Source organism: Gordonia effusa NBRC 100432 (assembly GCF_000241305.1).
In the GTDB taxonomy this organism is placed as follows: domain Bacteria; phylum Actinomycetota; class Actinomycetes; order Mycobacteriales; family Mycobacteriaceae; genus Gordonia; species Gordonia effusa.
This window is the reverse complement of the sequence record NZ_BAEH01000014.1, coordinates 14,827-39,480: the sequence shown is the minus strand read 5'-3', so window position 1 is coordinate 39,480 and position 24,654 is coordinate 14,827. Positions and strand designations below refer to the sequence as shown.

General features: G+C 62.2%; 21 protein-coding genes. 9 read left to right on the top strand and 12 right to left on the bottom strand.

The features are described from left to right. Positions 1-3: 3 nt before the first annotated feature. From GOEFS_RS01685 to GOEFS_RS01675, 3 genes are all read right to left on the bottom strand, one after another. On the bottom strand, positions 4-2,895 hold the full coding sequence (locus GOEFS_RS01685; protein ID WP_007316134.1) for a LysM peptidoglycan-binding domain-containing protein: 2,892 nt from the start codon (positions 2,893-2,895) through the stop codon (positions 4-6). A 105-nt stretch (positions 2,896-3,000) separates the two neighbouring features. After that, the gene (locus tag GOEFS_RS01680) at positions 3,001-3,480 is read right to left on the bottom strand and encodes a hypothetical protein (RefSeq protein WP_007316133.1); all 480 of its coding nucleotides are present in this window, start codon (positions 3,478-3,480) and stop codon (positions 3,001-3,003) included. 75 nt (positions 3,481-3,555) lie between these two features. After that, entirely contained in the window at positions 3,556-4,599 is a 1,044-nt protein-coding gene (locus GOEFS_RS01675) for a PHP domain-containing protein (RefSeq protein WP_007316132.1), read from the bottom strand. A gap of 135 nt (positions 4,600-4,734) precedes the next feature. On the opposite strand from GOEFS_RS01675, the gene GOEFS_RS01670 reads away from it, so the two are divergent. The 3 genes from GOEFS_RS01670 (at position 4,735) to GOEFS_RS01660 (ending at position 7,693) form a co-directional block, all read left to right on the top strand. Further along, positions 4,735-6,393: an ABC-F family ATP-binding cassette domain-containing protein gene (locus GOEFS_RS01670; RefSeq protein WP_007316131.1), complete on the top strand. Its 1,659-nt coding sequence runs from the start codon at positions 4,735-4,737 to the stop codon at positions 6,391-6,393. Between the two features lie 108 nt (positions 6,394-6,501). Then, complete coding sequence (locus tag GOEFS_RS01665) at positions 6,502-7,050, top strand: dihydrofolate reductase family protein (RefSeq protein WP_007316130.1); 549 nt, start codon at positions 6,502-6,504, stop codon at positions 7,048-7,050. A gap of 49 nt (positions 7,051-7,099) precedes the next feature. Further along, positions 7,100-7,693 (top strand): DUF1707 SHOCT-like domain-containing protein, encoded by a 594-nt coding sequence (locus tag GOEFS_RS01660; RefSeq protein WP_007316129.1) that lies wholly within the window; start codon positions 7,100-7,102, stop codon positions 7,691-7,693. 195 nt (positions 7,694-7,888) lie between these two features. Here GOEFS_RS01660 and GOEFS_RS01655 read toward each other — a convergent pair whose 3' ends face one another. Further along, positions 7,889-8,209: a DMT family transporter gene (locus GOEFS_RS01655; RefSeq protein ID WP_007316128.1), complete on the bottom strand. Its 321-nt coding sequence runs from the start codon at positions 8,207-8,209 to the stop codon at positions 7,889-7,891. A 1-nt stretch (position 8,210) separates the two neighbouring features. Continuing rightward, the gene (locus tag GOEFS_RS01650; RefSeq protein ID WP_007316127.1) at positions 8,211-8,585 is read right to left on the bottom strand and encodes a DMT family transporter; all 375 of its coding nucleotides are present in this window, start codon (positions 8,583-8,585) and stop codon (positions 8,211-8,213) included. 161 nt (positions 8,586-8,746) lie between these two features. Here GOEFS_RS01650 and GOEFS_RS01645 point away from each other — a divergent pair, with 161 nt between their 5' ends. Continuing rightward, on the top strand, positions 8,747-9,463 hold the full coding sequence (locus GOEFS_RS01645) for a FadR/GntR family transcriptional regulator (RefSeq protein ID WP_007316126.1): 717 nt from the start codon (positions 8,747-8,749) through the stop codon (positions 9,461-9,463). 17 nt (positions 9,464-9,480) lie between these two features. Continuing rightward, positions 9,481-10,311: a sterol desaturase family protein gene (locus GOEFS_RS01640; protein WP_007316125.1), complete on the top strand. Its 831-nt coding sequence runs from the start codon at positions 9,481-9,483 to the stop codon at positions 10,309-10,311. A gap of 12 nt (positions 10,312-10,323) precedes the next feature. Here GOEFS_RS01640 and GOEFS_RS01635 read toward each other — a convergent pair whose 3' ends face one another. From GOEFS_RS01635 to GOEFS_RS01615, 5 genes are all read right to left on the bottom strand, one after another. Further along, on the bottom strand, positions 10,324-11,853 hold the full coding sequence (locus tag GOEFS_RS01635) for a dynamin family protein (RefSeq protein WP_007316124.1): 1,530 nt from the start codon (positions 11,851-11,853) through the stop codon (positions 10,324-10,326). Then, a complete protein-coding gene (locus GOEFS_RS01630; RefSeq protein WP_007316123.1) occupies positions 11,850-13,649 on the bottom strand; it encodes a dynamin family protein in 1,800 nt (599 codons plus the stop codon). Before GOEFS_RS01630 ends, GOEFS_RS01635 begins: the two co-directional genes overlap by 4 nt. Positions 13,650-13,724: 75 nt before the next feature. After that, a complete protein-coding gene (locus GOEFS_RS01625; RefSeq protein ID WP_007316122.1) occupies positions 13,725-14,429 on the bottom strand; it encodes a hypothetical protein in 705 nt (234 codons plus the stop codon). Between the two features lie 272 nt (positions 14,430-14,701). Continuing rightward, a complete protein-coding gene (locus tag GOEFS_RS01620; protein ID WP_138917836.1) occupies positions 14,702-15,799 on the bottom strand; it encodes an IniB N-terminal domain-containing protein in 1,098 nt (365 codons plus the stop codon). Positions 15,800-15,968: 169 nt separating this feature from the next. Beyond that, the gene (locus GOEFS_RS01615) at positions 15,969-16,526 is read right to left on the bottom strand and encodes an IniB N-terminal domain-containing protein (RefSeq protein WP_040524259.1); all 558 of its coding nucleotides are present in this window, start codon (positions 16,524-16,526) and stop codon (positions 15,969-15,971) included. A 201-nt stretch (positions 16,527-16,727) separates the two neighbouring features. On the opposite strand from GOEFS_RS01615, the gene GOEFS_RS22255 reads away from it, so the two are divergent. Continuing rightward, on the top strand, positions 16,728-18,377 hold the full coding sequence (locus tag GOEFS_RS22255; RefSeq protein WP_007316119.1) for an Hsp70 family protein: 1,650 nt from the start codon (positions 16,728-16,730) through the stop codon (positions 18,375-18,377). Positions 18,378-18,385: 8 nt separating this feature from the next. Continuing rightward, positions 18,386-20,863: a LuxR C-terminal-related transcriptional regulator gene (locus GOEFS_RS01605; RefSeq protein WP_007316118.1), complete on the top strand. Its 2,478-nt coding sequence runs from the start codon at positions 18,386-18,388 to the stop codon at positions 20,861-20,863. Between the two features lie 538 nt (positions 20,864-21,401). Here the strand turns inward: GOEFS_RS01605 and GOEFS_RS01600 are convergent. Then, the gene (locus tag GOEFS_RS01600; RefSeq protein ID WP_007316117.1) at positions 21,402-21,731 is read right to left on the bottom strand and encodes a histone-like nucleoid-structuring protein Lsr2; all 330 of its coding nucleotides are present in this window, start codon (positions 21,729-21,731) and stop codon (positions 21,402-21,404) included. Positions 21,732-21,889: 158 nt separating this feature from the next. Beyond that, positions 21,890-22,693: a hypothetical protein gene (locus GOEFS_RS01595; RefSeq protein WP_040524258.1), complete on the bottom strand. Its 804-nt coding sequence runs from the start codon at positions 22,691-22,693 to the stop codon at positions 21,890-21,892. Between the two features lie 3 nt (positions 22,694-22,696). Between GOEFS_RS01595 and trhO the strand changes: the two genes are divergently transcribed. After that, on the top strand, positions 22,697-23,566 hold the full coding sequence (trhO, locus tag GOEFS_RS01590) for an oxygen-dependent tRNA uridine(34) hydroxylase TrhO (RefSeq protein WP_007316115.1): 870 nt from the start codon (positions 22,697-22,699) through the stop codon (positions 23,564-23,566). After that, on the top strand, positions 23,563-24,633 hold the full coding sequence (locus tag GOEFS_RS01585) for a CobW family GTP-binding protein (RefSeq protein WP_007316114.1): 1,071 nt from the start codon (positions 23,563-23,565) through the stop codon (positions 24,631-24,633). The genes trhO and GOEFS_RS01585 overlap by 4 nt, the downstream gene beginning before the upstream one ends. Positions 24,634-24,654: the final 21 nt, after the last annotated feature.

Sequence of the window (24,654 nt, the reverse complement as noted above, 5' to 3'; positions counted from 1 at the left end):
ACCTCACAGTCCCTTCAAGCTGTATTCGGTGGCAACAACCTGTTCGGTCGGCAAGATCTCGGTCCATTGGCTGAACACTTTGAATGGTTCCTTGCCGAATGAGATTCCGCCCGCGAGCGGGTCGAAGCCGTGGGCGAACACGGTCTCGGTTGGCAGCGCTAGATCCGAGTTCGGATCACCCGGCCGGGTTGGAACCGGCGTCAACGATTGTTGTTGTTCCTCAGCGATTTTCGCCGCAATCATCAGCAGGACATCGCGAAGTGACTTGCCCTGATATTCGGGCGGGTCCTCCGCCGCGTTGAACGGATACGGTTCGTCGAGACCTTCTGTTCCGGCCACTTCCGGCCGACTCAGGAAGGTCATCGCATCCTTTTCCCGACCGGGTCGGATCGGCAATACCGCTTTGACCCACGGGGAGTTGAGGAATGCGTTGCGGTTCGCGTCGCCGTCGAGTTGGAGGAACCAGCCGAGCGAGGCGCCCAGCGGTGCCGGGTCGGATTCGTCGGTGAACAAGTAGCGGTCACCGTGCACAAGGGTGGTCGCCTGTAGGTTGCCCGACGAATCCATCGGGGCGCCTTGATGGGCGCGTGGCTTCCACCAGTCTGGTGCGACGAAGTACAGCATGGCCTCGATATCGAAGAAGTAGCGGATGAGCTCGGACGCCACGTGGTAGTCGTCGTTCACCCAACCGGCTGTCTTGCCATACAGACGCGACACGATTGCGCGGTAGATCATGCTGCGCTCTTCTTCGCGTAGGTCCTCCGGACGCCGAGATTGCACCTTGCTGGAGAGCTTGATGCGCTTGCGCAATGTTTGATAGAACAACCGTTCCTTTTCTGCGGCAACAAGATCGGTGTAATCCTTCGATGCCGCGGCATTCTTCGCATCGATCGCATCTCTGATCGCTTTGGTGGCTCGGTACACCAACGTCGCTTCGAACGGAATCGCGCCCTTGCCGCCGAAGTTAGCCACAAGCAATCGCACACGGAACTTGTTGGCGGCAGTGGAGGGATTCGGCCGCAGATCCTCGTCGGTGACGGTGAATTCGACTTGCTCATTCTTAAAGTCGAGGACCGGAAGCGTGTCGAGCAACTCGTACCCTTCCGGCGGCGGTGGAAGAGCGATGTCGAACTTGAACTTGATGATGTTGTTGTCACCAACGTCAACTTCGTTGATACCTCGGTCCCGGTTGCCGTCTTCGCTCACATAGGTCAAGTCGTTGTCATCATCCCCGCCCTTATCCTGAAGGAACGGAATCGACAGTGGATAGGTCACCGGCTTATCCGGGGGATAGGGAATAGTGTCGGGACGTTTGATGTCCGGGTTGAGCGACTCTGCCTTCTCATGGACGAATTCGCCTGTGTCCAAAGTACTTCCGGGATTGTCGACGTAGAGCTGCCAGCACAATTGCTGGCCCTGATCTTGGACCTGAACCGCGACTTTGCGCATCTTGCGACTCAGTTCGTAACTGACGAGACGATCGGTAGTGTTCTGCAGAACGTAGCGGCGGCTCGACGTATCGGTGGTCTCGGTGACGGTGCGGAAGGTGGTTTTGAAATTCTGCTTCACCTCGCTGGAAAGCTTCGACGTTTGTTCCCGCATTCGCTTATGTGTCTGCTCCTGCGCCTGCTTGCGCGAGGAGTCCAGATTGAAGGACGCGCTGCCGCTCGCCTGGAAGATCGCACCGAAACCGCCACTGGCCGACGTCGTGACACCGAGTTTCATATCGGTGGCGTTCTCAGTCTTGACCGCATCGGCGATTTCGTCACGGACACTTGACGATTGCTCAGACTTTTCGATGGTCTCAACGGACTGTTCCATGGTGCGCTCGACCAGGGTGCGGCGAGTATTGACTTCGACTAACTCGACCGTGCCGCCGGGGCTGATCCACACGTGACCCACGGGTGGACCGAGGAAGGTGCCCAATTCGAAGAAGTATTCGCGGAAGCGGTGGAGAATGCCGATCGGGGATAGGAACATCTCCTTCGACGGATGACGTTGTCCCAGTAGCTTGACCGCTGCCAGTGCGCGCTCCCAGGGCTGGATTTGGCGGGCGAACAGTTGAGGCAGAATCGCCGCGTCGGTGTTCTGCAGATCCTGTAGTAGTCGCGCGGTGGCCATCTCCCGGGTGGGGGCAGCTGCGTCGGCGTCGGCACCAGCATTGGCGTTGGCGGCCAATGCCGGTGCGTTCAGCGTCGCCATCATCGTCGTGATGGGCGAATCAGGTGCGTCGGCGAGCAGCGTCTGCCACAGATTCGGATCGGCGGAGTCGGCGGCTCGCGCGCGCACCACGAGTTCGCGGCCGATGGACGTGCCGGTGAAGTCGGCAATATGCGGTGACGCGAGATGCGGGCCGGGCGCCGGCGCTCGCTCGAGGTCGGCGAGCCGCACGGCCTGCGCGAATCGGTTGGCCATTCCGGCGCGCACACGTTCGCCCTGCAGTTTGCTCCGCCAGCCGATCAGTGGTTGGTAGACCCCGAATGGTTCGCTGGCGTACGGCATGATCCCGTTCGGAAGTTGCTGTGGGGCAACCACATCGGGAGGCTTGTCGCCGGGATTGGCCGGACGCGGCGGCGCGGGCAGATCGGGTATCGCGAGTACCCAGCCGACTTCGATGTGGTCTGGATTGCGAATCGCGTTGGTAGCGGCGATGATTCCGAATTTTCCGGGGTCGCCGTAGAAGCGCTGTGCGAGCCCGGACAGGGTGTCTCCCGCGACGACCGGATGGACGCGGCCAAGATCGGGCAATGTCAGCACTTGGCCGACATTGATCATATTCGGATCGGCGATGCGATTGGCCGCCGCGATGAATCCGAACAGCCCTGCTTGTCCGTAGAAGCGCTGAGCGATCGCGCTCAGGGTGTCGCCGGGGGCGACGGTGTGTGTACGTGGCATGGGACGCTCCTTGCGCTCGCTGTCTGCGCTTCGAACGTATGCAGATATGGCGATAGGCGCGCGAGTAGTGCCCTACCTGAGTTGGGCGTAGGCGAGCACCTGTGCCTACTCGTTGAAAGTCTCGACCGCGGCACGCTGATGCAAGCGCTGCAAGTCCTCGGCCTGACGTACGGCTTGGCGATCGAACTCGGCTAAGCGCTCGTGGAATTGATCGCCGGGTTCGTGAAGCGAGAGGCCGAGTTCCCACATCGCCTTCTTCGCCAGCACCAGCGAGCGCATCGCCTCGAGGGAGACCGTGCGGCGTAGTTGTCCGCGCAACGGTCGCAGTGCGCTCAGAGCAACTCTCATGGCAGCGGTCAGTCCGAAGACCGCTGCCGTCCATATTTCCGGTAGGCGGCTGTAACCAGATGCCCATTCTTTGGCAAAGGCCGCTTCGTCGTCGAGTTCGCCGGGAAGGTGATCGAGTGCCCCGTCCATCCAGGGGTCCTTCGCGAGCAGTTCGGCGAGCCTGAGCCCGCCGCTCGCGCCCACCAGGTGAATCCGGATGTACATGGCCAGAGATTGCTGGCGAGTGATTCGGCTCATGGCTGGCGTCTCCTAGTTCTCCATCGCGGCTCGTAGAGGTTGCCCGGACGAAGCGTTTCTAAACCTTGGACCGACTCACTGTGATGTCCACGACAGCAGCCGGTCGACCGGCCAGGTCGTCACGATGCGATCGAGATCGATGCCATGTGCGACGGCACGCTGGGCTCCGAGGATCGCGAACTCTAGTTGTCCGGGAGCGTGTGCGTCGGAGTCGATCGCGAACAAGCAGCCCGATTCCCGTGCGAGATCGATGAGATCGTCTGGCGGGTCGACCCGTTCTGGTCGGGAGTTGATTTCGACAGCGGTGTTGTGTTCGGCGCACGCCGCGAAAACCGTTGCGGCATCAAAGGTTGACGGTGGTCGATGCCCACGACCGCTGAGTACTCGCCGACCGGTGCAATGTCCCAGAACGGTGACTCGTGGATTGCTCGCCGCGCCAACCAATCTGGCCGTCATGGCGTCGTGATCCATCCGCAGTTTGGAATGCACTGAGGCGGTGACGATGTCGAGCCGGCCGAGCATCTCGTCACTCTGATCGAGCGAGCCGTCATCGAGGATGTCCACCTCGATTCCGGTGAGCAACCGAAGCGAATGAGTTTGTGTATTCCACCGGCCGATCTGCTCGATCTGGTCGACGAGGCGTTCGGCAGAGAGACCGTTCGCGACGGTGAGACGTGGCGAGTGGTCAGTTATCGCTAACCACTCGTAGCCGAGAGCCGTTGCCGCGCAGGCCATTTCTTCGATGGGCGCGCCACCGTCGCTCCACTCGGTATGTGAGTGCAGATCGCCACGCAAAGCGGTCGCCAATTCGCCGGAGTCGCCGACTGGAAACGATTCAGGCATCTGCTGCAAGCGGTCCAGATAGCCGGGCACTTCACCGCGCAGAGCCTCGACGACGACCTGGGCGGTGGTCTTGCCGAGCGAGGGAATTTCGGTCAAAGTGCCCGACGCAGCACGGTCCGCCAAGTCACCGGGATCCAGCGCCGCGGCCGCTTGGCTCGCCTTGCGGAATGCTTCGACCCGGTAGCTTCGTTCGCGCTGGCGCTCCAGCAACCAGGCGATTCGCGTTAACGCGTGGACCGGGGAGATCGGAGCGATGAGGGGTTGCAGCGATCTCATCGCGTCCAGGTCCGGTCATCATCGAATGCGCCCATGTCGTCAGGGTATTCCCGACCGTCGCGGTGCTGCCAGCGCCGGCCAGTGGGACCAGCACGTCGACAGCGGTGCTGAAAGCATGAATGCGACGATAGAGCCATGACCGCAACCCTCGTCGCCAAGGACATCGCCGGCGGCTACGCGCATCGCGTGCTGTTCGACAACCTCGACCTCACGGTCACTCCCGGCGACGTGGTCGGTGTTGTAGGAGCCAACGGTGCGGGTAAGTCGACGTTGCTGCGGATTCTTGCCGGAGACCTGCCGCCGCTGGGCGGTTCGGTATCTTGTGCGCCGGCCGACGCCTTCATCGGATGGTTGCCGCAGGAACATGAGCGAGTGCCGGGGGAGACCATCGGGCAGTACATCGCGCGGCGGACCGGCTGTGCTCGTGCGACGCGGGCCATGGAAGCAGCCGCGACGGCACTTGCCGACGACGCCGGCTCCGGAAATTCCGCCGACGACTACGCAGCCGCACTCGATCACTGGCTCGCAGCCGGCGGCGCCGACCTCGACGAGCGAATCCCCGCGGTGCTCGCCGATTTGGGACTCGACGTCGGCGCACAGGCGCCCGAATCGGTTCTGATGGAAGGGCTTTCAGGTGGGCAGGCCGCGCGAGTGGGACTTGCGGCGTTATTGTGTTCGCGTTTCGACATCGTCTTGCTCGACGAACCGACCAACGATCTTGACCTGGACGGCCTGGCTCGGTTGGAGGAAGTCGTCGCGGGTATGCGCGGCGGCGTGGTATTGGTCAGCCACGACCGAGAGTTCTTGGCGCGCAGCGTCACCCGCGTCATCGAGCTAGACCTGGCGCAGCACACCAACACCGTTTACGGCGGCGGCTACGAGAGTTATCTCGAAGAACGCGAAGTTGCCCGGCGTCATAAGCGCGAGGAATACGAGGAGTTCGCCGAACGCAAGGCCGACCTGGTGGCGCGCGCCAGGACACAACGTGAATGGTCGAGTCAGGGTGTGCGCAACGCGATGCGAAAGGCTCCCGACAACGACAAGAATCGACGTCGGGCAGCGACCGAGTCGAGTGAGAAGCAGGCGCAGAAGGTACGTCAGATGGAGAGCCGCATCGCGCGGCTCGACGAGGTGGCCGAGCCGCGTAAGGAGTGGGTACTCGAGTTCACCATCGGATCGGCGCCGCGCTCAAGTTTGGTCGTGGCTACGTTGAGCAATGCCGTTGTGCGGCAGGGGGATTTCACTCTTGGTCCAGTGTCGCTGCAGGTGAATGCCGGCGAGCGAATCGGTATCACCGGGCCCAATGGCGCTGGCAAATCCACGTTGTTGAGGTTGCTGCTGGGGCAGACGGCACCCGACGCGGGCGATGCTAGCCTCGGCGCCAACATCGCGGTGGGTGAAATCGACCAGGCACGTGGACAATTCACGGGCATACAACCGCTCGCCCAGCGGTTCGAGGAATTGATGCCGCATCTGGCTACCGCCGACGTTCGTACCCTGCTCGCGAAGTTCGGCCTGCGGGCCGATCACGTCGAGCGGCGAGTAGCGGATTTGTCGCCGGGGGAGCGGACGCGCGCCGCGCTGGCGTTGTTGCAGGTGAAGGGGACCAATGTGCTGGTGCTCGACGAACCGACCAACCATCTCGATTTACCCGCGATTGAGCAGCTCGAATCGGCGCTAGATTCCTATGACGGCGCACTGCTCTTGGTTACCCACGATCGTCGGATGCTGGCGAATGTTCGAGTTGACCGACGGTGGCATGTCGAGGATGGTCACGTGGTCGAGTTCGGCTGAAATCCGCGAGTCCAGCGGCGTCGGGGGAGGATTGCTCTCGAAGGGTTGTCAGATCGCAGGTTTGCCCAGTCTGCCACGGTTGTTGGCGCTCGTGGATACCCTAAACACATGCGTCCTCTTCGGTATTCGATCAACATCACCTTGGATGGCTGCTGCGATCACCGCGAGGGGGTGCCCGACGAACAGACGCACCTTCACGCAGCACAGACGATCGCCGAGGTAGACGCGATTCTGTTGGGCCGGACCACATTCGAGATGATGCAGGATGCGTGGCGAGGGCCAGGTCTCAATCCGGAGATGCCCGAATGGACTGAACCCTTTGCCCGAACAATGGATTCGATGAAGAAGTACGTGGTGTCGAGTACGTTGTCCGACCTCGACTGGAACGCGGAACTGATCCGTGGTGACCTGCGGCAAGCGGTGATCGATCTCAAGCGCCAACCGGGTAACGGGATCCTGGTGGGTGGCGTTCAGCTGCCACTTGCGTTGGCGCAGTGGGGATTGATCGATGAGTGCGAGTTCGTCGTGCATCCGAGGATCGCCGGTCACGGACCGACGCTATTGGCTGGCCTGTCAGAACACCTCGACCTTGAGCCGTTGAGTCGCAAGGAGTTTCAGTCGGGAGTGGTGGCGACGCGCTACGCGGTCCGCAACTAGCCCGGCAAGCAGGTTAGTGACGTGTCCGAATTCTCGCTAGGGTGAAACAATGGCGGAGGATTCAGACGGCAACTTACGGGTTGGCCATTCGGAACGCGAGACGGCTATTGGGCTGCTTAACGATGCGTTCACCAACGGTTACCTCGACGTAGTCGAGTTCGAAGAACGCTCGGGCTTGGTATACGCCGCCCGCACCCGTGCCGATCTGCGACGCGCGGTTGTCGAACTTCCGACCGCTGGGCACCTATTCGGTGACATCGGTGCGGACCTGGTCGCGACGACGGCGGGGGCGCTCGATTCGCCGGTAGAAATCCTCGACGCCGATTGGTCGACGGTCCGCCGCAAAGGCAAATGGAATGTCCCACAACGATTACGACTCACCGGTTCGATGGGCACGATTGATCTCAATTTGAGCAAGGCCACCCTGTCGGGTGGGGTGGTTGACATCGAACTGCAAGTGTCCGCCTCGACGGTCAAGATCAAACTCGGTACTGACCACCAGGTTCGATATTCAGATCTGGCGAAGAGCGGCTGGTCGACTGTCAAAGACAAGTCTGGCTCGCCTGGTCGTGCGTCCGGGCCGGTGATCTACGTTCGTGGATCGATCTCGGCGATGACCAGTGTGGTGATTACCCGCGGTTGATTCTTGTCTGCGTCGGCATCTGACGAAACACCTGAAACCTGATGGCTCTGAAGATGGACAAGGCCGGCGGCGCCTGTAAACGCCCCGGCCTCTGGTTCAACAAGCGAATTACAGCCTCGCGTGAACTTGCTGAATACTCTATCAGTCGAAACGCCGGGAACGAAATCGAGTTTTGCCTTCGTAGACCGATGTGAGTTATCCGGTGCCGCCCAATTCCATCAGCAGGACGCCGGCTGCGATCAGCCCTATCCCGGCGATCATTCTCCGAGTTAACATCTCTCCGAACAGGATTCGCGACGCGAGTGCCGTCAGTGCTACTCCGGCCGCCGCCCAAATGCCATAGGCGATTCCGAGTGGCATACCGTGCCGCAGCGACGCCAATAGCGCGCCGAATGCGGATAGGTACCCGACTCCGACGACAACATAAAGAAGATTGCGGCCGGCCGCCGCTGCCCGAAGCGACAGTGTGGCGATCACTTCGGCCGCGATCGCACACGCTAAGAACAGTAGCGCCATCTCAACGCTCCGAAATTGGCTGCGGGGCAACATCGTTATCATCAACGTCGCTGGAATCATCTGTGCGGGAGCCATTTTCGACGAGAAGTACTCCGCCGATGATCAGAATCAAGCCGACGCCCATCAGTCCCGTGAAGGTTTCGTCGAAAATCAACGTCGATGCCACGGCGGTCAATGCGACTCCCGACGCACCCCACACGCCGTAGGCCACCCCTAGTGCCATGCCTCGCCGCAATACGAGTGTCAGCAGGATGAATGCGGCGACGTATCCGATGACGACCACCGCGTACAACGCCGGCGTCGTCGCTGACCCCTTCAGTGAGAGCGATGCGGCGACCTCACTCAATACGGCAGCGGCGAGTAATGCCCACTTCACGATGTGGGCCGGTCCGTGGTTTTCGGCACGACTATTACGTTAGCAACCATAAGTTAACGGCTTCCCGACCTGGACCAAGACGCTGAACTGCCGAAAGAAGCCCAAATACAACTGGTACAACCAGTTGACCACTGGCTGAAGAACTGTCAGAATCGACGATCGTGGACATTCAACCGATCGAACGGACTGCGGTCTCCGACGAAGTGCTCGGCAAGTTGGTCGCCGAAATTCTGTCCGGACGCATCGCGCCCGGCGATCCGCTCCCCGCCGAGCGCGAATTGGCTCTGCGCTTCGGCGTCAACCGGCATGCCATCCGCGAGGCACTCAAAGGGGTCCGGCAAGCCGGTCTAATCCGTATCGCGCAGGGCGGTAAGACTCGTGTCCTCGACTGGCGACGCCACGCCGGACTTGATGTCCTGACGGCGCTCGCTGCCACCGGTGCGGTGCCGCCGGTAGAACTGTTGCGAGACATCGTCGAGATGCGGCGCAGTGTGGCAACCGATGCCGCGCGCCTCTGCGCGGCGCGCGCATCCGAGGCGCAACGCGCGGCGATCGTCGAAGCCGCTCGCGGGTATCCGGTCGCTGACGCGACAATCGCCGCAACCGTCGCCGCCGACGAGGTCTTCTGGACGGCAGTCATCGATGGTTCAGGCAACCTGGCCTATCGGCTGGGACTGAATACCTTGCTGTCCGGCTTCGACGCGATTGGCATCGGCGCTCTCGCTGATCTCGGTCTGATGGCCGAATTCGTCGACCGGGCAGCGCATCTCGAACTCGCCGACCGCATCGCCGCGCGCGATGCTGACGGTGCAGCCCGACTCGCCGACGATTTACTCGGCCGAATCGTTACTCTGCTCGCGGGCGCCGACGAGCGCTGACCTTCGAAAGAGACCCCATGTTCGACCTCATTCTGCACGCGATCCCGATCTTCGTGATCTGCCTTGTTCTGGAAGCCGCATCCTTCTATTTCTTGCCCGACGACGATGAGCGCGGTTATGAGTTTCGGGACACCGCAACGAGTTTGACGATGGGGCTGGGCAATGTCGTCATCAATATCGGCTGGAAACTGGCGGTCCTCGCGGTACTGGCCGGAGCCTTCCTGATCACACCGCTGCACTTGCCCGCCGACAACCCGTTGACGTGGCTGGCGCTCTTCGTCGCCGACGACGTGGCCTACTACTGGTACCACCGCACCCACCACACCATCCGGCTTCTGTGGGCCAGTCACGTGGTGCATCACTCCAGCCAGCAATACAATCTCTCGACGGCATTGCGGCAGACGTGGACACCATTTACGTCCCTTCCGTACTGGATTCCGTTGGCATTACTTGGTTTTGAGCCGTGGATGATTCTGCTGCAACAGTCGATCAGCCTGCTCTATCAGTTCTTCATTCACACCGAGCGCGTCGGGAAACTCTGGCGGCCAATCGAATTGGTGATGAATACACCGTCGCATCACCGAGTGCACCATGGATCCAACCAGGCATATCTTGACCGCAATTACGGCGGAATCCTCATCGTATGGGATCGACTGTTTGGAACTTTCGCCGGTGAGGATGAGCAGGTGCGCTTCGGGCTGACGAAGAATATCGACACATTCAACCCGATGCGGGTCGCGACCCACGAGTACACCGCGATTTGGCGCGACGTGCGCGGGGCGGCCAATTGGCGCGACCGCGTCGGGCACGTCGTGAAAGGCCCCGGCTGGGCGCCGACGGCGCAATAGACCACGGTGCGGTTACCGCCGAGGAATCGGCCGCGGCCCCGACTGCGTCGACGCTTGTTCTCGTGCAGAAGCGAATTCGGCGACGAGGCCTTCAGCGCTGCGAGCTGCCGCGTTGCAGACTCGGCGGCTGAAGGCATCGTTGAGCGGATGTCGTGCTCGCTGCCGCCACCGTTGCACCGCACCGAGAGCAACCCGTGCCCCCGACGTCATAGTTTCGAAAGGGTCGAGTCCGAGCCGATCGTCAGGCGATGTGCCGTAACCGCCGATGAGCCGCGTCATCTCGACAACCTCGGATTCCGACAGCGTCGTGGTTCGCGACCGCAACAAGCCGATGAGGCGGAGTTCCTCGAAACCGTGGACGTCAGAAAGCATTTCGTCCACCGAACGGATGAGTGATCTGGTCGCCGGGCTTGGGTAGTCATCGAGGATGCGGCGCAGTCCACTCAACGCGGAGTGAACTTTTAGTTGGTCGGCGCGTTGGCCGAACTGGACGTTCAGCACCGCCTGCAACTCGGTCAGACCGCTGCGGTTCAGCAATTCCGTTGCCAGCGAAGAGGAATCTACGATGCCAGTCTGCAGCAGTGTCACCGAGATGCGAATGCCGAACAGCCCGAAGCGCCGCACCAACCGCGCGCGGACATCGGCGGGTAGCGGCAGTGGCGAGTTTTCCCGCGCGAAACGATCCGCCGACAGCATCGATACTTGAAGGTCACTGGCCGGTACGGCGGCGAGGGTTTGTAACGCGGCGAATTCACTCTGACGCATGGTGCGCGCGGTTAACGCGAGTAGTCCGGCGACGGGAACAACCGACTGACACAACCCGGTAGCGGCCAATTCGGCGGCGTAGCCGGCTGCGACCTCCTTGGCCGACAACATGGCGTCAAGGCGTCCGACACCGATTTCGTCGGCGCGGGACACCACCCCGATCACACCGAGCGGTCCCGCGCGCCCACCGACCTGGCGGCTCAATTCGCTCAGTACGTTGACATCGCTGGCGCCGGCGCTACGTAGCAGATAGACCACCGCGTCCGCGCCGGACACACCATTCTCTGGAGCCAGCAAACGCATTGTGCGGGCCGATATTTCGGCGTTAAGTGACGCAGTGCCAGGAGTATCGATGACGGTGGTGCGTTTGAGTTCGTTCGACGGCCAGGCCACATCGAGCCGATCAACCGCTGCGGGGTCGAGGCCGTCGAGATCGAAGTTCAGATGACCGGCCGGCCGGTCAACCGGAACTGGCGCACTCATTCCGTTGAGATGCCAGGCGCGCACCGACGGAGCACTGCCGTGGCGAAACCAGGTCACAATGCGGGTGCACTCGGTCGCATTGCTGGGCGCCAGTTCCTCGCCGATGAGTGCGTTGAGCAACGTCGATTTTCCCGCTTTCAAGGTGCCCGCCAACGCGATCCGCAGCGGCTCGGCGAATCGCGCGGCACATTCGGCGAGCAACGCCGCGGCGGGTTGTTGCGCGAATGCCGGATCGTTGCGGTATATCTGTTCGGCGTCGGCAAGTAGTGCGGCGACGCGGTCGTGCGCATTCATTCGGTTCCCCCTCGCGCCCAATTGCCCGCCTCAGTGAGGAAGGTGAGCTGTTGTTTCAGTTCACGGCACCGGGTATCCCGTTCGGATACTTGGGCTTTCGCCGCCTTCTCGGTTGCGGCAATCGACTCGGTCAGTGACCGGGTAGTTTCGTCGGCGATCGCGCGGAAGTGATCGCGCAGTACTCGCTGGATTAGTCGCAGCCGGTCTCGAGATTCACGGCCAGCCTCGAACTGCACGTCATCGACGAGGCGGCGGATCGCCATCTTGGCCTCACCCCGCCGTCGTTGCAGCCGCATATCCCGGTCTTCCTGATATGACTTGCGGCCCAGAGCGACTCCGGCGAGTACCGAGAACGGATTGATCATCGACATGCCGACCAAGGTTGAGATCATGCCAAACATCATCATCCCGCCATAGGAGCCGCGCATGCCGGTGATTATCTTGTGCCCAAAGCCCGACGGGGCCTGTTCCAATCCGGCCAGCGGATCGACCGGTTCGAGATCCCCACCGACCGAGGCCAGCGCGACTTCGGGAATCGCGACCGAGCCGTCCTGGGCGAATGATTCGGCGACCGCCGACGCGACATCGATGGATTTGCGGTGTATCCAGATGAAATTATCGCCAACTGCTTCGCTGACGCGATGTTGGAGACGTTCGGTGAGGTCGGCCCAGATCACCGACGGGTCGGTGTCGTCCACTTCCTGCTCGAAATCCTTGAGGATGGTGCGGAACCGCCCCCGAAGGTCGTAGTCGGCGTCGGCGGACAGATCGGATATTCCATCGCCTAGGGTCTGCTGCCAGAGCGCGGTCCGGCTGCTCAGTTCCTTTGCCTCACGCCGTGCGACATCCAGTTCGGCGACGATGCGTTCCCGCTCGGCGGGATCGGACAGTACGGTGAGCTCGGCCGACAGGGTCAGCGAAAGGTGCTGTGTCGCAGAGGCTATCGCTGAACGGACCCCGCGCTGCATGTCCTGCTGCGCGTGCGCGAGGACCTCACCCGACAGGAACCGGAGCAGTTCGGGATAGCCAGACTCCTCGTTGAGTTCTTTGTCTTCCAACGTAATCGCGTGCGCCCGCAACGTCGACGACAACGGTTTGGGGACTAGCGGTATCTCCGCTCGTGTGAGGTGTGCGGTATCGGCAGCGACGACATCACGCCAATACGGGTAGAGGTCGACTTTGGTCGTCGCACAGAACGCTTTGGGGCACAGCTCAATTGCCTGACGGATGAACGTCATCTCCGGGGCGGTGAATTCTTGGCTGACATCGCTGCAGATGATCAGGGCATTGGCGCCCGGTAGCAGGCCTAGGGCGGCCGCGGCGTGGACCGATCCGACACCGCCGGTGCCCGGCGTGTCCACGAGCATCAACCCCTGTTTGAGCAATGGGCTTGGCACGCTGATCTCCAGGCGCACGACCTCGGCGCCACCTGCTTCGGGAGCGTGGGCGAAATCCCGGTGCACGTCGTCGATCGAGATCTCGATTCGGCGGGTAGCGTCACCGTCGGCCACGACGAGATGCGCTGTCGGTTCATCGCCGAAGTTCACGACGGTGATGAGTTCGGTCGTCTCACCGTCGCCGACCCGGCAGGCCGGCACATTGAGCAATGCGTTGATCAGTTGGCTCTTGCCTTGGCTGAGCCGACCGACGACGACCACCCGGGCACTCGGGTCGATAATCCGATCCTTGGTTATCGCCATACGCTGCGCGAGATCTGCCCGGCCGGACTTTTCGGCCATATCAGTAAGCCGCTCAACGATTTTCAGCACTTTCGCCGCGCCGCTGTCCATGGCCATGCCTTCCGTGAAGAGATGTCACCACGTGGCCGATGGCCCCGGCCCGCAGGGCTGAGGCCACCGATTGTCGGAGAGTCAGAAGATGTCGTCGAGCGCGTCGCCGATACCGTCGATCACCCCGCCTGCCGCGTCACCGATTCCGCCAGCGATTCCGCCGGTCACGCCCCCGAGGACGCCGCCAACCGCGGTGATCGCATCCGTCGGGTCAGGCAGGTGCAGGCCGCTGTTGTCCTCGGAGTTGTACGAATCGTTCACGTCATGCGAATCATGCTGGGAATTGTCGTTGAACGAGTCGTTCACGGAATTGTCGGTGTTGAACGAATCATCGATGTGGGTTTCGGTGTAGTCGTTGTCGTTCACCGTCGTCGGCCCGGTGTGGTGGGTGCCGAGATCGATATTCTCCAGCGAGACACCGCCGCCGTTGCCGCCATCGCCACCGTCGTCGCCCCAGCCGAGGAAGCCGCCGTGGCCGCTGCCGCCAGCGCCGCCGTCGCCCGCGTCGACATTGACCTGAGCGTGGTTGTCGTTGGTGCTGTTGTCGACGTTGGTCGTTGTGGTGGTATTGCCGCTGTTGTTGCCGTGGATCGAATTGTCGATGTCCACGTCCGTGTTGGTGACGGTATTGCCGACGGAGTTGCCGTCACCGGTCACGCCGCCGCCGGTAGAGATATTTCCGGAGTTGTCGCCGCCGACGGCCACCGAACCGGCTCCGCCGGAAGAGGTTACGTCGTTGTCGACGCCGCTGACATTGCTTCCCTGGGTCCACTGTGAGTTTGTCATTTTGGTTACCTTCTGTCTTGTCGAGATGTTGTGGTTGTGGTTGCGGGAGTTTTCATTTCCCGGTGAAACTGAATCTACGAGGGACTGCGAACGGCCAAAACGGGGTGAATCCCCGCACTGGTCGGGGGGAATTGGAGGGGTAGTGCGCTAGGGGGAGAGCGGCGTTCGGGGAATGTTGGGGGATTGGGGGTATCCCCGGCGCGGAACACGGCCAAGCGCGGGCCCGATGGATAACCATCGGACCCGCGCGGATCGGCTGATAGACGCGTCCGTCAGTAGTAGACGCCGTCGGGGATATCGTGGCCGGCTTCGGGCGCCACGATCCCTTGCGGCGCAGACGCATCCGACGCGGCGTCAGGTGAGTAGGTGTCGGTGACCGGCGTCGACGCGTCGGCCGGGGCGTCCGGCATCGCAGTTGCGAGGTCGGTTGGGTCGGGCGCCGCCGGGTCGAGACCGCCCGAGTCGTAGCCGTCGTCGGTGAAGTCATAGGTGGGGACGGGGCTGCCCGACCCGTCCGGGATAGTGATGCCGTCGTCCGGTTCGGGGGTGGGCGCGATGGGATCGGCGGGCAACGAATTGTCTTCGGACAGAAGAGGTATGCCTGCTGAGTCGTCTCCGAAGAGCTCCGGTGTGATTCCCGGTCCGGACGGATCGTTGGCGGCGACGACCGTGGTAAGTACCGCCGAATCTAGTGGCGTTGACGCCGACATCGATGTTGTCGCCGATAGTGGCGGAGTGGTGGCCGCGGTAGGGGAAATCCCAGCCGCCGCGGGCGATGCCACCGCACTCGGCGGCATCGTCGCGGCCATCGGATGTAGCCCCTGCGGCTCGGCCGCCGGCTTCTCACCGCTGTCGCCGCCTGTCGCTGTCGCCGCCGCGTGGTTGTCATTGGAGCTGCTGTCGGCATTCGATGTCTTGGTGTCATTGCCGCTGTTGTCGCCGTGAACCGAGTTGTCCTCGGTCTTGGTTTGCGACGTCGACGTGTTGCCGACGTCGTTTCCGTCGCCGGTGACACCGCCTCCGGTACTGATATTGCCCTCGTTATCGCCTCCGACGGCTACCGAACCTGGGCCGTTGGCCTGCACGACCGTGTTGTTATCGCCGATGACGGTTGTGTAGTAGTTGTTGATCACCTGGGTGATGATGTCGGCGGGACTGCCGCCAGCGGGGATGGGTGGGCACCATTCACCGCCGCCGTACGAAACCTGTTCGACAACACTGGGAATCGCTTCGGCGACCTCGGTTTGCGTCACATCATGCAGGCCGGAATCGGCCATACATTTGCCTGGATTCTCACTGAACTGCTGCGCCTTTTCCGAGTCGCCCAGCAACTCCATGATGAAATCGATGATTGATTGGTTGACAGACATTGCTTTCTCCTCGGTGCGGATTGTCGAAATGCGGTCCTCCGTGTCGAGGGGCATCTGTCAACAAACGCTATGAGCAAGTGGTCGGTCAGATAATGGGGACGATCCCCACCATTGCGACCCGCGATTGGGGGGCTGGTTATCCCCAATGGGGGTTTGCGGGATCGAACCTCTACAGATCGTCGAAAGCCGAATGGTCGGTTACCGTCGAATGATTATGGCCGTCGAAACCGAAGTCGCCGGAGGGTGATCTATCGAGCCAGTCGGAATCGGCCGGTGCTTGGGGAACGTCAGCGAAGTCGCTCGGTGCGTCGGTCTCGTCGGAGATCTGGGTGGTCGACAAATCATTCGGCACTATGTCGCCGGAGTCGGCGTCGAGAATCGCGGGGTCGACGTCGGGAACGGCAAATGGATCGAAGGGCGAATCCGATTCTGCGGCAGTGTGATCGATGACGATCGGCGACTGGACATCGCCCGGACCGGCAAACGCGTCGCCCACGGCGGTGTCGAAGGAATGGGCGGCATCACTCGCTGACCAGATCGAGCCCGACGTCGGAGCCGAATGGGACGACTCGGCAACGACCGGAATGAGATGGTCGACGTCGGCGGTCGTCACGTCATGCAGGTTGGCCGCCGTCAGCGCGCTTTGCGGGTCGGCGTGATACGCCGCCGCCGCCGCCGGGTCGTGGACGAGCGTCGTGATGAAGTCCAGCAAGGAACTTGGGGCCATGTGCCACACGATACTGCGAAAAGGTAACTATCGAATATGGGATTTTCCCCCAATGAGACGGGCCGGATTAGGGGATTGTGGCCCCCGCGGGAACCGGGTCTACGGGGTAAACGCCCGCATATTGGCTGAGCTTCTTTCGCTGCCCTCGACAGGAGGGGATTATTACATGCGAACATCGAAACACGATGGACGGAGTTCGCCATGGCAACACTTTGCCTGGGGGTTGCAATCGGTGCGGGAAACTTGATCGCCGCGGCTCATCCCGGTGCGGCGACGAGATGGACGACCCAGTTGTCGGTTGCTCCGCACGTCGCTCCGGAGGCCGGGTTACCCGAGGAGAATCCGCGCGTTCGGCCCGATGGGATGGTGCTCACCGGATTCGTTGAGCGCGTTGGAGATCCGGTGCCGATTTCGGGGCCAGGCGGTCAAAGTTTTCCGGCGGCACAACTAACCGTCGACGCCGTGAAGAGTCTCGTCCGATCCCAACTAACCGGCGGTGAGACTTCACCCGCACTTGTCCTTGCCTGCCCAGCCTATTGGTCAGATTCCGCTCGAGATCAGTTCGCCGCGGCGGCATCGGCCGCTCGGCTGCCACAACCTCTCCGGGTGGAGACCGATCTGGTGATGGCCTTCGCCCGTCTGCGTCAACTCGCCGACATGCCGCGCGCGGGACTGGTCGCGATCGCCGATCTCGGGGCGACCGGAACCACCGTCGCCATTGGCGACGCCGCGAGCGGCACGATTGTTTCTGACCGTCTTCGGCTGGATGAGGCAAACGGCATCGATCTCGATCACGCGCTACTCCAACACATTCTCGGGCAGGTCGCCGACTCGGCAGACCTCACCGCAGCTGACCCCAATCTCGTTGCGGCGCTGGAGAGGTTGCGGATCGAGGCGCGAGCGGCCAAGGAACGGCTGTCGGCTGATTCGGTGACGTCGGTAGCGGTCGACTTGCCGATGTATCGCGGCGACGTACGGGTCACCAGATCCGAACTCGACGACCTGGCCGATGAGCAGGTGACAGGGATCGCCACCGGTATACGCGAACTGATCGATCGCGGCGGTGCCGAGGACCGAGATGTGGCCGCGGTGTCACTCTGCGGCGGTGGCGCGACCATGCCCATTGTCGCACAACGGCTTTCGGCCGAGTTTCATACCGCGGCTGTCGTCGATGCAGAGCCATACGCCACCGCCGCGCGAGGCGCGGCTGGCGTGGCGTCCACCCTGACTCCGCCTCGACCTCGACCCGGGGTGCCGCCCGCGTCGAGCGCGTCGCGCCCGCCCGCGGTGTTTGGAGCGGTGGTCGCCGATCCGCGAGATGTGTCGCCGGGCCAGACCCCGCCTGCCGGAGTGCCTATCCGCGACACCGCCGCAACTTCACGCTGGCAAGTGCCCCCGGACGAGGCATACGACGATGACCACCCGGCGGACAAACCCGAACGCGGCGCACAGGCGGTAACCTTCGGGCCACGTGCGGAACCGGAAGCGGATCAGCCACGGAGTCGGGTACGACTGTTCGCCCTATTGGCCGCTGGCGCAGTGGCATTCATGGTGGCTGCCGGGGGAGTCGCGTACGCGCTGACCGGTGACAATCAAACCAATACACCGGCGCCGGGTACGTCGGTGTCGCAGTTCTCGACTCCCGAATCGACTACGTCGGTCGAAGGGACCATCGAGGAGACCACAACCGAACAAGGGGTGCCCGACGGCGGCGGCGGAAATACCACCGAGGAACCTGGGCCAACGGAACCGTCGGTGACCGAGCCAAGCGTGATGCCATCGGGAACACCGCCCGAACAGTCACCGCCACCGGCCGACGGCGGGCCTGTCACGCCAGCGCCCACGAGCTGACCGAACCGATGGTTCGAGTCGTAGCACCGGCAGCGGCAGAACTCGTCGCCGATATCGCCGCGCGTCCGGCCCGTCGACGCGTGCAACCGATCATCGGGTCGGCTGGCTCGGGAAAGACTCTGGTACTTCAGGAAATTCGGCGAATATATCGGGAGGCCGGTGAGTCGCTCGCCCAGAATCTCACGCCGAGTTCGGACGAGAAGATACTCGTTGTCGACAATGGCCACCGGCTCCCCGACGCCGACCTCGCCGAGGTTTCGAAACTCGCGCGCGCAGGCACCCATACAATCGTCTTCGCCACGGAGTCGAGACCTCGGCAGACCGCGTGGTCGGCAGCGATCGAGGCGCTTACCTGGGACACACCACCGGTGATACTGACGGCCCTGTCGGCCGACGATGTCGATTCCTTCGCCGCCGAATTGGGCTACGGGTCCGATCCTATTCGCGCGCAACAGATTCAGCTGATGACCGGTGGCCTCCTCGACCTGGTGTTGGTCGCGCTCTCCGCGGGTGGGCGGTCCGACGGGATGACCGCTGCGGTCACAGATGCGGTGCGCGAGAGGATGTTCCGGCTCGGCGGACAAGTACTGTCCACGGTGGCGATGTTGACGTTGACCGCGCCCATCGGTTCTGCGGAAGTAGCTGCCGCACTCGGAGTTTCGATCGATCGGGCCGATCAACTGGTGGATATCGCGCGTGGCACCGGCCTGGTTACCGGCCCGGCGGAGTTGAACTCGCTGGTGCAGCGGGGAGCGCTGACCGCGCTTGGGGAGTCACGGCGGCGAGAACTGGGTCGTGCCGTGCTCGACGCGCTGTGGTCGGCAGGGTCGATTTCGGGGGAGCTCGCAGCCGAGCTGGCCTCCCACGGAGTGCTGGACGAGCGACTTGTCGAACCGATCCTCCGGTTGGCCGCGGATGGACCGGTTCGCTCGGATATGTTGTACGAGTTAGCTATTCATTCTGGTGCTGATCCGCTGGCGACGCATGTGCGCGCCGCGGAGGCAAAGGCGATCGCTGGCGACCTACGGGCGGCAGGCGCCGACATCGATCGCCTGTGGGCAGATTTCGGTGCCAGCGAGGACTCCGATCCACAGATGAGATTTCGCGCGGTGCGGATCAGTGCGTGCGCGGCCGTTGCTTCGGGATCGGCGCCGCGTGCGGCTGAACTCTACGACTGGCTGGCTTACACCGGCAACGGGGTCCCGCAAGGTTGGGGCGCCGACGCCGCACTGGCCGGCGTAATCCATCTCGCCGTCGGCGACGCGGGTGCGGCCCGTCGGGTGTTGGCCACCGAAGCTGAGCCGGAAGTGAATTCGCCATTCGCCGGTACCGCCGTCGATCGGCTGTTGCTGCGCGGCCTGGTGCAGTCGCTCGAGACCGATAGTTCACCAGCGCTGGTCACGCTGTCTCGCGCGGTTGGCCTCTCGGGTACCGCGACTGCGGGGTTGTCCCCGGACACCCCAGCGGCAGTGGCCGCTATCGCCGCCCTGCAGGTCGGCCAGGTGGCCCGCGCGCGTTCGCTGTTGACACGCGTCGCCGCGGACCAGTGGCCGCCCGCGCACCGAGTCCGGATGTCACTGCTGACGGCATGGGTTCTGATGGCTGAGGGAGACGAGCAGGCGGTCCAGGCGTGCCTTGACGCGTTGGGGCCTGTCGAACAGGTCCGCGATCAGATGGCGCTCGCCACCCTACGTATCGCGATGGCCCGGCGAGCTGGAGACCTGGGGCGCCTTCATCAAGCATGGGAGGATGCGGCCGGCCCGCTCGGTGAGTACACGGTCGATCTGTTCGGGTTGATGTTCGTCGGCGAGGTGTGGGTGGCCGCAGCACGACTGGGTCGCCTCCACGACGTCGCTCCGATGGTCGAGGACGCGACGACTCTTCTTGCCGCACTGGGGAATCCGATTCATTGGCTGACCGCGTTGCATTGGTACGGCGTACACGCCGCGATCGCCGGTGATTCACCGAAAGAACTGATTCCGCATGCCCAGGCGCTGGCGGAGGCCGCGCGGCACAGCTCGTACGCGGCCGCACTCGCCAGCGCCGGCCGTACGTGGATCAGGGTGCTCGGCGGGACCGTCGATGCCGCCGAGGTCGATACGGCGTGCCGGGGACTCGATGACGCCGGGCATAACTGGGATGCGACGCGACTTGCCGGGCAGGCGGCATTGAACGCCGATGATCAACGCGTCACTGCGGTGATGCTGCAATTGGCGCGGTCGTTGCGCACCCACCATGTCGCGCAGACAGAGCCAGACCCTCAACCGAGTGAGCCGTCGACCCGGTCGGCGATGTCAGTACTGAGCGAGCGTGAACGCGAGGTCGTCGAACTGCTGCTCATCGGACTGACCTATCGAGCCATCGGTGAGCGACTCTTCATTTCGGCGAAGACCGTCGAGCATCACGTCGCGCGGATCAGGAGGAGGATCGGCGCGCAGACCCGGTCGGAGATGTTGTCCATGTTGCGGTCGATGGCTGGGGAGTGAATGCGCCAGCCATACCGTGGCGACGTCGTGCTCGACGGAGCCGTCGATGGACACCGCCACCCGAAGCTGACGCGAGCGGCGCAGCGGCTCGAGCGCGAATGAGAGGACCCCGTCGCGTCCAACGTCGACGTGAGCGGTCCGCGATAGGGAGGCGGTTTGATCGCCGTCGATGACCGATACGTGGCCGGTGACTCCGGCGATGGGAAAAGTGCTTCGCAGATGTACCGAAAGTGACAGGGGCACATCGGGATTGATCGGAATCGGCGCGGCGGTGACCGGCGCGACCAGTATTCGCCCGGCCTGAATGACATCGATATCGGCGATCCACACACGCGCGAAAAGTAAATCGATGTCGTGGGTATCGGACTTGTGTGCCCAATCGGTTAGCGAAGTGCGGTGCATGTGGCGAGCGTATTCATCGACCGTGATCGTCGGCATGAGTAGCGCACTACTCGAATAGCATCATGCCGTGTCATTGACGCGAATCGGGCCGCCCGGCGATCGCCGGACGGCCCGAAAGGCAACTCTAGGTTTGCGGCTAGTGCGCAGCTTCGTAAGCATCGACGATGTGCAGCGGGATACGTCCACGGTCGCTGACCGAGTGGCCGTTCTCGTTCGCCCATTCGCGGATTGCCTGCGTCTGGGCCTTGCTGCGGTTTCCGCCGGTGGCTACGCGACGAGCGGTACGTGCGACGGGACGAGAAACGTCGAGGTACTTCTGCAGCGACGCGCGGAAATCATCGGCATGCTTGGCAGAGGTGTCGAATTCGTAGGTGCGACCGTCTACCGAGAAGCGAACGGTTTCGTACTCTTCGAGCACCTTGCCGTCGATGTCATCGATAACCTCAACGACCTCACGTTTTGCCATGGACTGCACTCCTTCGGGTAGGACACTGAAATTGCGATGGACTATTCAGAGAGGCGGACGAAATGACGACTAGTAAATCCGCAACCGAACAATTCTGTTACAGACTAACTCAATCCGGTTAAGCCTGTGCTGAGAAGGGGCAATTGACGCCCTGATTCTCAGGAAGTTGGTGGGGAACTCGTATCGGAAGTCTCATCGTCAGGTGCGGATGTCGAAGTGCTGGCGATTCCCAAGAGCGCGGACGGCGCGGCATCGGCCGCATTGATTTCTCGATAGCCATCGGAGGTGATGGAGAATCCATTACCCGATTGGGCGTGTAGGCAGTAGAGGCCGCTGATGTGGCTCAAGCAGGTAAATCGGCTTATCGAAATACTCTGGCCGAAATTGACTATGGTGCCTCGGTGCATCACCGGATACAGGTTGGCGCATGCGCCATGCGTTGGTCCGGAGTTGCTCAGAATGATCATCTCCGGGGCCCACTGGCAGGTCGACGGTGTATTCGCCGGCGGGTTCTGAGCGCCCTCAAGTCCAGTCGCTTCGCAGGCCAAGGTATCGCGCCCATTGGTGCCGGTGGAACAACTGACCGAGCGACTAGGCGTAGTGAAATTGAAACCGGAAGTATCGACCAATGGCGAGTCGGCAGTTACCGCACCCGGGTGATAGCGGCTGTTATCCACCCGTGGTGCGGCGGTCACCGTGCGCCCGATGGTCCATTTCGGCAGATTGGTCTCACGCGTCGACGACTGCTGAGGGCCAGTGGAGCTGGTGGTGGTGGGTGCCTCGGTCTCGGTAGAAAGTCGATCGGTCGGTGGCACAACGATCTCGCCGGGCTCGTTAGCGCCGGTGATTCCGCAGGCGGACGCGCCAAAGAGGACGGTTCCCGCCGCAGCGCACACCAGCACGCGCTCGAACCGTCGCCGCGGTGCGGTGTTGCCGCGCCGGGGAAATCCGTACCCTGGCATCTTGTGTCGACTCCCAAGATCGTCTTGTTCTACGTGTTTGTGCCGCTGGCCGACCCTGAGGCTATTCGCCTGTGGCAACTCTCCGTATGCGAGTCACTCGGACTACGCGGTCGGATCATTGTCTCAGTCGACGGCATCAATGCGACGGTGGGTGGCGATCTCTTACAAGTCAAACGCTACGTCAGAATTACGCGCACGTATGCACCGTTCGCTGATGTTGACGTGAAATGGTCGATGGGCACCGGTCAGGATTTCCCTAGATTGAGCGTCAAAGTCCGCCCGGAGATCGTCAGCTTTGGTGCACCTGAGCGGCTCAAAGTCGACACGAACGGTGTCGTAGGCGGCGGTAAACGACTCACGCCAGCCCAGGTCAATGAATTGGTGCGGCAACGCGGCGATGACGTTGTATTTTTCGACGGCCGGAACAAGCTTGAAGCGCAGATCGGCAGATTTTCCGGTGCTATCGTGCCCGATGTAGCCGCCACGCGTGACTTCATCCCACTGATCGACTCGGGTGAGTTCGATCATTTGAAGGATCGTGCGGTGGTGACTTACTGCACTGGCGGTGTGCGATGCGAGGTGCTGAGTGCGTTATTACGCGAGCGTGGTTTCAGCGATGTCTATCAACTCGACGGCGGTATTGTCCGCTATGGCGAAGAATACGGCGACGACGGTCTGTGGGAGGGGTCACTCTATGTATTCGACGAGCGAATGAGTGTCGATTTCTCCGATCACGCAAAAGTTCTCGGCACTTGTTCGCGATGCGGTAGTCCGACCAAGAATATAGGCAACTATCCCGATCCGGAGGGACGGGAATTGGTGGTCATCTGCCCGGATTGCCTGGACACAGCCGAACCGGTGCACAGTCGATGAGTTCGTCCTCGCGTCAAGTTCCCGTCATCGTTGTCGCCGGATTTCTCGGCGCCGGTAAGAGCACGCTGCTCAACCATCTGCTCCGGAGTAGTGGTGCGACGCGAATCGGTCTGATAATCAACGACTTCGGTGCGATCAATGTCGATGCTCTATTGGTCGCCGGTCAAGTCGATGGTGTGGTGGGACTCGGTAACGGCTGCATGTGTTGCACGATCGACGACGATTCGCCCGATGGAATCGAGGCGATTGTGCGGCGTTTGCTGGCGCCAGCCGCGGGAATCGATGCGATTGTGATCGAAGCGTCGGGACTCGCCGAGCCGCGGACATTGATCAGAATGGTTGCCGGGCTGACAGATCCGCGAATCGTATACGGCGGATTGGTCTACCTCGTCGATGCGGGAGGATTCCTCGCGAGTCGGCGTCAGCATCCCGAATTGGCGGCCCATATTCGTGTCGCGGATCTACTCGTCGTCAACAAAGCCGACCTATTGTCCGACAAGCCCGACGCAGACGACCTTGATCGCGACACGGTCCTTGGCGCCATCGCCGAACTCAATTCCACCGCGCCGATGGTGCTTACGACGGAATCGGTTGTCGATCCGACCATGCTCTTCGACCCCGCGCCGGTGCGCGAGGACGGTGGGCCACGGCAATTGTCACTCGACGAATTACTTCGTGAGGACGCACATGATCATCACGAGTGCGTTGACCATCGCCATTTGCATGACGAGTACCAGTCGGTGTCGTTCCAGTCGGTCGAGCCGATGAATCCGCGTCGGCTAGCGGTATTTCTTGAGCGTCCGCCAGCTGGCACCTATCGGATTAAGGGGTGGGCACATTTCGATCTGCCTGGCCATCGCGGGCGATTCGTGCTGCACGCGGTCGGGGGGCGGATTCGCATCGAGGCGGCGAGTTGGTCGGGGGAACCGCCGTCAACGGCCATTGTCGTGATCGGCGTTGGCCTCGACGAAGAGGTCGTCCAGACGGAGCTGAGCGCGGCGGTCGGGCCCGACCTTAACGACGAATTTGGGATCTTGAGCATCACCCGTTATTTCGCTGCCACCTAACGGGACGAGGCTTTGCGCTTT

Coding starts and splice junctions, on each gene's coding strand:
- GOEFS_RS01685 (WP_007316134.1), bottom strand. CDS start 2,895: ATGCCACGTACACACACCGTCGCCCCCGGCGACACCCTGAGCGCGATC.
- GOEFS_RS01680 (WP_007316133.1), bottom strand. CDS start 3,480: ATGAGCCGAATCACTCGCCAGCAATCTCTGGCCATGTACATCCGGATT.
- GOEFS_RS01675 (WP_007316132.1), bottom strand. CDS start 4,599: ATGAGATCGCTGCAACCCCTCATCGCTCCGATCTCCCCGGTCCACGCG.
- GOEFS_RS01670 (WP_007316131.1), top strand. CDS start 4,735: ATGACCGCAACCCTCGTCGCCAAGGACATCGCCGGCGGCTACGCGCAT.
- GOEFS_RS01665 (WP_007316130.1), top strand. CDS start 6,502: ATGCGTCCTCTTCGGTATTCGATCAACATCACCTTGGATGGCTGCTGC.
- GOEFS_RS01660 (WP_007316129.1), top strand. CDS start 7,100: ATGGCGGAGGATTCAGACGGCAACTTACGGGTTGGCCATTCGGAACGC.
- GOEFS_RS01655 (WP_007316128.1), bottom strand. CDS start 8,209: ATGGCGCTACTGTTCTTAGCGTGTGCGATCGCGGCCGAAGTGATCGCC.
- GOEFS_RS01640 (WP_007316125.1), top strand. CDS start 9,481: ATGTTCGACCTCATTCTGCACGCGATCCCGATCTTCGTGATCTGCCTT.
- GOEFS_RS01635 (WP_007316124.1), bottom strand. CDS start 11,853: ATGAATGCGCACGACCGCGTCGCCGCACTACTTGCCGACGCCGAACAG.
- GOEFS_RS01630 (WP_007316123.1), bottom strand. CDS start 13,649: ATGGCCATGGACAGCGGCGCGGCGAAAGTGCTGAAAATCGTTGAGCGG.
- GOEFS_RS01625 (WP_007316122.1), bottom strand. CDS start 14,429: ATGACAAACTCACAGTGGACCCAGGGAAGCAATGTCAGCGGCGTCGAC.
- GOEFS_RS01620 (WP_138917836.1), bottom strand. CDS start 15,799: ATGTCTGTCAACCAATCAATCATCGATTTCATCATGGAGTTGCTGGGC.
- GOEFS_RS01615 (WP_040524259.1), bottom strand. CDS start 16,526: ATGGCCCCAAGTTCCTTGCTGGACTTCATCACGACGCTCGTCCACGAC.
- GOEFS_RS22255 (WP_007316119.1), top strand. CDS start 16,728: ATGGCAACACTTTGCCTGGGGGTTGCAATCGGTGCGGGAAACTTGATC.
- GOEFS_RS01605 (WP_007316118.1), top strand. CDS start 18,386: ATGGTTCGAGTCGTAGCACCGGCAGCGGCAGAACTCGTCGCCGATATC.
- GOEFS_RS01600 (WP_007316117.1), bottom strand. CDS start 21,731: ATGGCAAAACGTGAGGTCGTTGAGGTTATCGATGACATCGACGGCAAG.
- GOEFS_RS01595 (WP_040524258.1), bottom strand. CDS start 22,693: ATGCCAGGGTACGGATTTCCCCGGCGCGGCAACACCGCACCGCGGCGA.
- GOEFS_RS01585 (WP_007316114.1), top strand. CDS start 23,563: ATGAGTTCGTCCTCGCGTCAAGTTCCCGTCATCGTTGTCGCCGGATTT.